General features: G+C 62.1%; 1 protein-coding gene. It reads right to left on the bottom strand.

Annotated elements, in window-relative coordinates:
- On the bottom strand, positions 1–219 hold a 219-nt coding region (locus tag C6382_RS24090; RefSeq protein WP_158262129.1), incomplete at both ends, for an immunoglobulin-like domain-containing protein.

Genomic DNA, 219 nt, shown 5'->3' on the forward strand with positions numbered 1-219 from the left:
GGTTGCCGAGCTGTTGCCGACTTCCAGCTTTTCAAAGCCAGGACCGTTGACGCCGGTGATCGTGGCGGTCAGTTCGGTGCCGTCCTTGTAGGCGTCTTCGCCGTTGCTAGCCGGAACCGTCAGGGTGCCCGTGGTCTGACCATCGGCAATGGTGATCACGCCACGGTCGGTGGTGATCGTGGTCACGCCTTGGGAGGCATGGCTCAGTGTGGCAGTGAA

It is taken from the genome of Pseudomonas sp. BBP2017, from assembly GCF_003024385.1.
Taxonomy (GTDB): Bacteria; Pseudomonadota; Gammaproteobacteria; order Pseudomonadales; family Pseudomonadaceae; genus Aquipseudomonas.